Raw genomic sequence first — 6,265 nt, 5'->3', positions numbered from 1 at the left:
CGTTGACAAGAGTGAACCAAACCGTGGGAGGTCAATTCACGCAGTTCCGCTGCGCACTCGGCGAGTTTTCAGTTGCAGAAGTCTTGGTCAACACGACAATTTTCTTAACCGAGAATTCTTCGGAGAGAACAGCAACTCTGACTTGTGCCAGGCAGTGCGCTCCCTCGGGCTCTGTCGCGCTAAGGCGATCATGTAAAATTCGTCCACCGGAATTGAGACGAGCACGATGACTATGACGGGCAAGACGCCGCGCAAGATATTACCGGCAGGGATCGCGAAAGTTCTGAAGCGATTGCACTATCCGCTGGATGTGATCCTGCTGTGTGTGCGGTGGTACGTGGCCTACTCGCTAAGCCTTCGCAATCTCGAAGAGATGATGTCTGAGCGCGGCTTTGAGGTTGACCATTCGAGCGTGCATCGGTGGGTCATCAAGCTCGTACCGTTGTTTGAGAAAGCCTTTCGCAAGCACAAACGTCCGGTGGGTAAGAGCTGGAGGATGGATGAAACTTACGTCAAGGTGCGTGGCCAGTGGAAGTACTTGTATCGTGCAGTGGATAGGGCCGGTAATACGGTCGATTTCCTGTTGCGGGCGCATCGCGACGAGGCTGCTGCGCGCTGCTACTTTGAAAAGGCCATCGATCGCAACGGCGCGCCTGAGACCGTGACCATGGATAAAAGCGGTGCCAATCTCGCCGCTTTTCAGGGCCATCAACGCTGAGCGGGAAACGGCCATCAGGGTCCGACAGGTCAAGTACCTGAATAACATCGTCGAGCAGGATTACCGGGCAATCAAACGCCGAACCAGGCCCATGATGGGCTTCAAGTCCGGTGTGCCCGCATTATCCTCTCAGGTATTGAGACAATGCACATGATCAGGAAAGGACAGATGGCGGACGACGGTGTCACGCGAACAGCTGTCGCTCAGTTCTATTCGCTGATGACGTAAGGAATCCTTAGCATAGAAGAATTTTTCGCCTTGACGACCTTATCGCGACACAACCCCGCTATCGAATCACGGGACCTGGGGTTGCACACGGCCCTGTTCTATATACGCGTGTACTCGCGCATCTTGCGGCCCGGCCTCGCCTTGGTCAGCCCCAGGGACCTTAGGCCTCACCAGCGTCCTTGCAGCGCAAGCTTGCGCACCGCCGGACAGGCCGTCAACACATGGTGCGACGAAGCGTCATTTCTTCGAAGTGCCGCAGGCTCAGTGGATAGGCCACGTACCAGCGCACGCAAGTCAGGATCACGTCGAGCGGATAATGCAGGCGTTTGAGCACTCGGGCCACCGCCGGATTCAACGTCTTCATCGAGCTTTCAGTCGTTCATGTCGTTCCGCACATGATAGCGGACTGCCTTGCTGCAACAGAACCCGTAGACCGGATGATGACTGGGAACTTCAACTTATTGAAGGCCAGGCAAGACCTCCCCGGTTCTACCAGTCCGCGCGACACTCACGAAACAAAAGAGACCGGTCACTCGGGTTGGCATGAAACGCTGTACGTTTGGCAGGCTTCGATGCATCCGCTCGCTTGAATGAGAGTCGCCCGCATCACATACTGAGCTCAAGGGAACGCCGTCGGATTGCTATCTACCATTCGGGAATAGCGTGCAGCGCCAGAAGAGCTTCTGCATGCACGAAGGTAAAGCTTTTCCGCTAACTGGCGAAACCTCAAATTCGTAGCCTTCAACCGAATCGGGTGTACGTATGCTTTTGCCTCTCCTGGAGCGCCTTAACCGATGGCTGGACGATATCGACCGGACCCGTCGTGAGGAATACCTCGTCACTTCGAAGGATATTGCCGAGCTTGAGCGTCGGATGAATGAGTTTGACGGTTAGCTCGGGCCGGCGCCGGTTGCGAGCGATTCGCGATAGCGGCGCCAATGCCCCGCTCTATGCCTGTCGCGACCGACCGTAGCTGACCCTCTGCAGCAAGCCGATGCTGCCGAATGTTCACTGTTCGGACTTTCCGGACGGTCGCGTGTCGTGGGAAACGCAAGTAGTTAGCTAGCGAGGATGTTAGCTTGGCGGCTCTATGAATTGCGGGCGAGCAATTCTGAGTGTGGAACGGTAGCCTCGGCAAGCCGTGCGACCGCTCTTGCTAAAAAGCAAGCGCTGAACTGCCAACGGTGAAGGTCCGGAGTTGGCCGATTTGCGCCGGACGAGATCCTGCCGCCAAGACGCTGAGCCGAGGGTTGTTTTAGCTGTTAGCCGTTAAACACGGCATGATCGCATTGGGCAAGCACGGCGACGTCACGCCGGAAGCCAGCCGCAAGGTCTATTGCGTTTAAGCCAGAACCGGAGACAGTTCTACGATGAAGCTCACTAAATTCCTCCTCCTCGCATGCGCCGCCTTCGCCTCAGTTTCCGGCGCGGTGCTTGCCGACGACGGCCCGCTTGCGCCTCGCCAAGTGCCCGCGAAGAACATTCCGGTGCCGACGGAAGTCAGCCCCCAATTGCAAAAGCTCATCGCGGCGCCACTCAACCCCGCCTGGAATATCTTGTGGACGACGGGCGAGCAATGGAGAACAGCTGCCGACGCACAGGCCGCAAAGGTCATGCAAACGCTCCCGGCCATGCGCGAGCGTCTGGACGTTACGGTGCAGGCATCGACGATCAACGGCGTGAGGGTGCACATCGTGACGCCCAACCATATTCCGCCCGAACATCGCGACAAGGTGCTGATTCATATCCATGGCGGCTGCTACGAGCTGTACCCTGGCGAGTCGGGTACGGGCGAGGCCATCATCATGGCGGGCCTTGGACACTACAAGGTCATTTCGGTCGACTACCGGATGCCGCCCGAGGCTTATTTCCCCGCGGCGCTTGAGGACGTCGAGACTGTGTATAAGTCGGTGCTCCAGACGAACGACCCGAAGAATGTGGGCGTTTTCGGGACTTCGGCCGGCGGCGCACTCGTGCTCGAGCTGATGCTGCGTGCGAAGCGGGAAGGGCTGAAAATGCCGGGTGCGATCGCGCCCGGTACGCCGATGTCGGACCTGACAAAGACTGGCGACTCGTTCTCTACGAATGAAAAGGTGGACAACGTCCTGGTGTCGCCCAATGGATTCTGCCATGCCGCGGCAGTTGTCTACGCGCACGGTCATGATCTGAAGGACCCGCTGCTCTCACCCGTCTACGGAGACATGCATGGCTTTCCGCCGGCGATCCTGACCACGGGAACACGTGACTTGCTGCTCAGCAACACGGTCCGTGTGCACCAGAAGCTTCAGCAGTCCGGCGTCGATGCACAACTCGAAGTTTTCGACGGAATGTCGCACGCTCAGTACCAGATGGATGATCGTGTGCCCGAGGACAAAGCGGCATTCGCAGAAATCACTCAATTCTTCGACAAGCACCTCGGCCATTGATACCCATTCGAGAGGAGTGCTTTTGCTCCTCGCGAAGGATTGCGAAACCGACCCCCTTAGGATTTCCCGGGATCGGTCTCATGGCGTCGCAGGACAGCTTCATTCTTGGTCCAATCTCCCACGTCAGATTCGGCGCGTCCTTCCATCCAGGAAATATTCCCGGACTGAAGCAGTAACAAAATTAGGAAGAGTCGGGACGAAACGGAGAGGAATGCTTATTTCGCCTACGTCAATACCTGCCCGCCATCGACCACCAGGGTCTGGCCGGTGATCCAGTCTGCGTGCGAGCTAGCGAGGAACAACACCGCGCTGGCGACCTCCCCGGGCGTCCCGAGCCGGCCAAATGGAACCGAACGCAGTATTCGCTCATACAGCTTGGGATCGGAACGTTTGCGCCGTTCCCACGATCCACCGGGAAATTCGATCGAGCCGGGTGCGACCGAGTTGACACGGATTCGATCCGGTGCGAGTGTCAGCGCATTGGACGCCGTGTAGTGCATGACCGCGGCTTTGATCGCCGCGTAAGACTGGGTGCGTGACGACGGACGCAGCGCTGAGATGGACGTCACATTGACGATGGCGGCGTTGGCCGACTGCCGCAGGAACGGCAATGCGGCGTGACCCGCGCGTACCGTTGCCATCAGGTCGACTTGAATACCGGCCTCCCAGCCGGCTTCGGTATCCCCGCCTCCGAATCCGGACGCGTTGTTAATCAAAATATCGATGCCGCCAAGCGTCTCGCCGGCGGCCGCAATGTAAGCGCTGATCGCCTCGCCGTCAGCGAGATCGCAAGGTGCGGTATGGACCGGATGGCCATAAACCGCCAGCTCGGCCTCGACCGCTTTCAATCCTTCCAAATCGCGTGCACACACAGACACCGCGGCGCCCGCCTGCGCGAACCCGAGCGCGATGCTGCGGCCGATGCCGCGCGAGCCTCCCGCGATGACCACGCGTTTACCGTTGAAATCGAACCCCATGAATTTGCCTCCAGGCGAGTGACGTGACCGTCAGTATGGCCGGAATTGTTAGATTCCGTCGGCGCGCTTCGCCTTCCGGCAAGTGGACGTCGGCACAGCCGCAATATTGTCGGCCTCATCAGCCCCTCGCCGATCTCTGGAGCATTGACGATCGATGTTCGTGGCGCCTATCCCGCGCTGTGCGTTGGCGCCGACAGCTTCCCCAAGAGTGAGGTTCGCCGAAGTCGGTGCGGCAAGCCAGCCGTTCGGTAAGCTTCAACGGTCACAACGAAGAACTCTTCGCGCTGCGTTCTCGGCGGCGGTGTCGATTCGACGTGAGACTGACCAGTCGACGTTTTCTGGGATGATCGCCGCATAGAGCACGCCCCAACGGCGTCGAGTTGCGCCGTCTTGTACCACTGCCTGTGTCTGCCGGAGTTCAACTATGATGCCTTTCACCGGCGGCCCAAACGGGTTGTCGCCGATGTAGTTGACGGCCATCCCCAGATGCAGGCGTTGACGTATTTCGAGAATACGTCGGGGGTCATCAAGCATTTTCCCGATAGCAAGATAGAGGCGATATAGCTCGGCACTGGCGCCTGCCGAAGCGAGTCGAGAATGTCCATGGTGTTGAGGTGTTTTTAACGGGCGAGCGGCAAGAGCTCGTGCACGCGCCGGGCCGGTGCCTGTCCCTTTTGGTAATAAGCGTCGAACTCGTGGTCGACAACGTATTGGCGTAGTTCGGCTTCGTCCAAAGCAGTGAACGCAACGATGGCGACCTCTTTTCGTACGCGTCACCTCTTAAGGCCAGCGCCGCTTGGTAGCCATTGCAGTCCGGCATCGATATGTCCATGATGATCACGTGTGGCTTGAACTCAGTGGCGAGGGACACAGCGGCATGTCCGCCAAACACCGCCTCGCACTCCATCCCCTCGAGCGAGAGATATGTCGCCAGCGCCTTTGCGGCGGAGACATTGTCGTCGACGACCAACACCCGTATTTTGGAAGCCCCGCGCGTCACTCTGCGCGACGTCCAGACGGCCGCACGCAAGTTTCCATCATCGTTTCCCATTAACCCTCCTCTTTAGGGAATCACCGAGCACCGGGAATGCCTGACGAATTTTTGTTTGTAGGATGAGCAAGGTCGAGTGTCAGCTTTTAACGGTAATACCCCCCTAGCTTCGGCGCGGCGTTGTGCTCAGAGGATGTGCCTTGGCCGCATGACCAATGAGGCATACGGCTTGCTCGATGTCAACGCACGCATTTCGCGTGGAAAAAACAGGATCTCTAACGGCTGCTATTTTCCAATCCGGACGACATTTGAAACCGCTCACCACCCGAGACGGACTGCCACGCCTTTCATGGGGCTCTGTGATTGCTGGAACCCATTCGTCCGCCGCCGAGCAGTTTTATTCGATGGTTATGTGAGCAGTCCTTGTCATTTCGGGTCGACTCATCAACGTGGCCATATCGCGACAGGACCCCATCCGAGAAGTAGTGCTCTGGGTTGAAAACGTGCCCGCTGGGAAGCAACGAGCCCATTCGACACACTGGCCAATGTCGTGACAAGAAGGCTGGCGACCCTCATCGTGTCAGCTTTGGAGCAGGCTTATTTGGTCGAGCCGAAGCTCCTTGTTTCACGATACGGATGTGCGCCCCGCTGCTAACGCCCCTGCGTACCAAATATGAGATGCGATACCTGCCTTGAATCAATCTTTCAGCCGCTCATGTCGCTCCGCACATCATAGCGGACCGCCTTACTGCATTAGAACCAAATAGGGAGCGGACTCCGATGTCGGATACTCTGCGGGCGCCCTATCGCTCAGGCGAAACTCTTGTTGCCCGACGCCGCTTCCGGCTGGCGGAACAGCCTGATGTGCTCTGGATTCGCCGACGCCTGCAGACGCCCGTCCGGCAGCCGTGCAACGACGACCTCG

The 6,265-nt window shown here is 58.2% G+C and carries 4 protein-coding genes and 2 pseudogenes; 2 read left to right on the top strand and 4 right to left on the bottom strand.

Annotated elements, in window-relative coordinates; genetic code table 11:
• Nucleotides 1-232 precede the first annotated feature (232 nt).
• Nucleotides 233-946: pseudogene (locus tag JWR14_RS32235) on the top strand (IS6 family transposase).
• A gap of 238 nt (nt 947-1,184) precedes the next feature.
• On the opposite strand, the pseudogene JWR14_RS32230 reads toward JWR14_RS32235, so the two are convergent.
• Nucleotides 1,185-1,310: pseudogene (locus JWR14_RS32230) on the bottom strand (IS6 family transposase); the annotation flags it as partial.
• 1,006 nt (nt 1,311-2,316) lie between these two features.
• Between JWR14_RS32230 and JWR14_RS32225 the strand changes: the two are divergent.
• Nucleotides 2,317-3,372 (top strand): alpha/beta hydrolase, encoded by a 1,056-nt coding sequence (locus JWR14_RS32225; protein ID WP_299717547.1) that lies wholly within the window; start codon nt 2,317-2,319, stop codon nt 3,370-3,372.
• A gap of 224 nt (nt 3,373-3,596) precedes the next feature.
• Here the strand turns inward: JWR14_RS32225 and JWR14_RS32220 are convergent, their stop codons facing one another.
• The 3 genes from JWR14_RS32220 to JWR14_RS32210 form a co-directional block, all read right to left on the bottom strand.
• The gene (locus JWR14_RS32220) at nt 3,597-4,349 is read right to left on the bottom strand and encodes an SDR family NAD(P)-dependent oxidoreductase (protein WP_299717545.1); all 753 of its coding nucleotides are present in this window, start codon (nt 4,347-4,349) and stop codon (nt 3,597-3,599) included.
• A gap of 255 nt (nt 4,350-4,604) precedes the next feature.
• Nucleotides 4,605-4,883, bottom strand: coding sequence for a hypothetical protein (locus JWR14_RS32215; protein ID WP_299717543.1), 279 nt, complete (start codon nt 4,881-4,883; stop codon nt 4,605-4,607).
• On the bottom strand, nt 4,876-5,400 hold the full coding sequence (locus JWR14_RS32210) for a response regulator (RefSeq protein ID WP_299717541.1): 525 nt from the start codon (nt 5,398-5,400) through the stop codon (nt 4,876-4,878). Before JWR14_RS32210 ends, JWR14_RS32215 begins: the two co-directional genes overlap by 8 nt.
• Nucleotides 5,401-6,265: the final 865 nt, after the last annotated feature.

The organism is Caballeronia sp. (genome assembly GCF_028292365.1).
Classification (GTDB): domain Bacteria; phylum Pseudomonadota; class Gammaproteobacteria; order Burkholderiales; family Burkholderiaceae; genus Caballeronia.
Note: the sequence above shows the minus strand (reverse complement) of the source record. Positions and strands in the feature narration are given on the sequence as shown.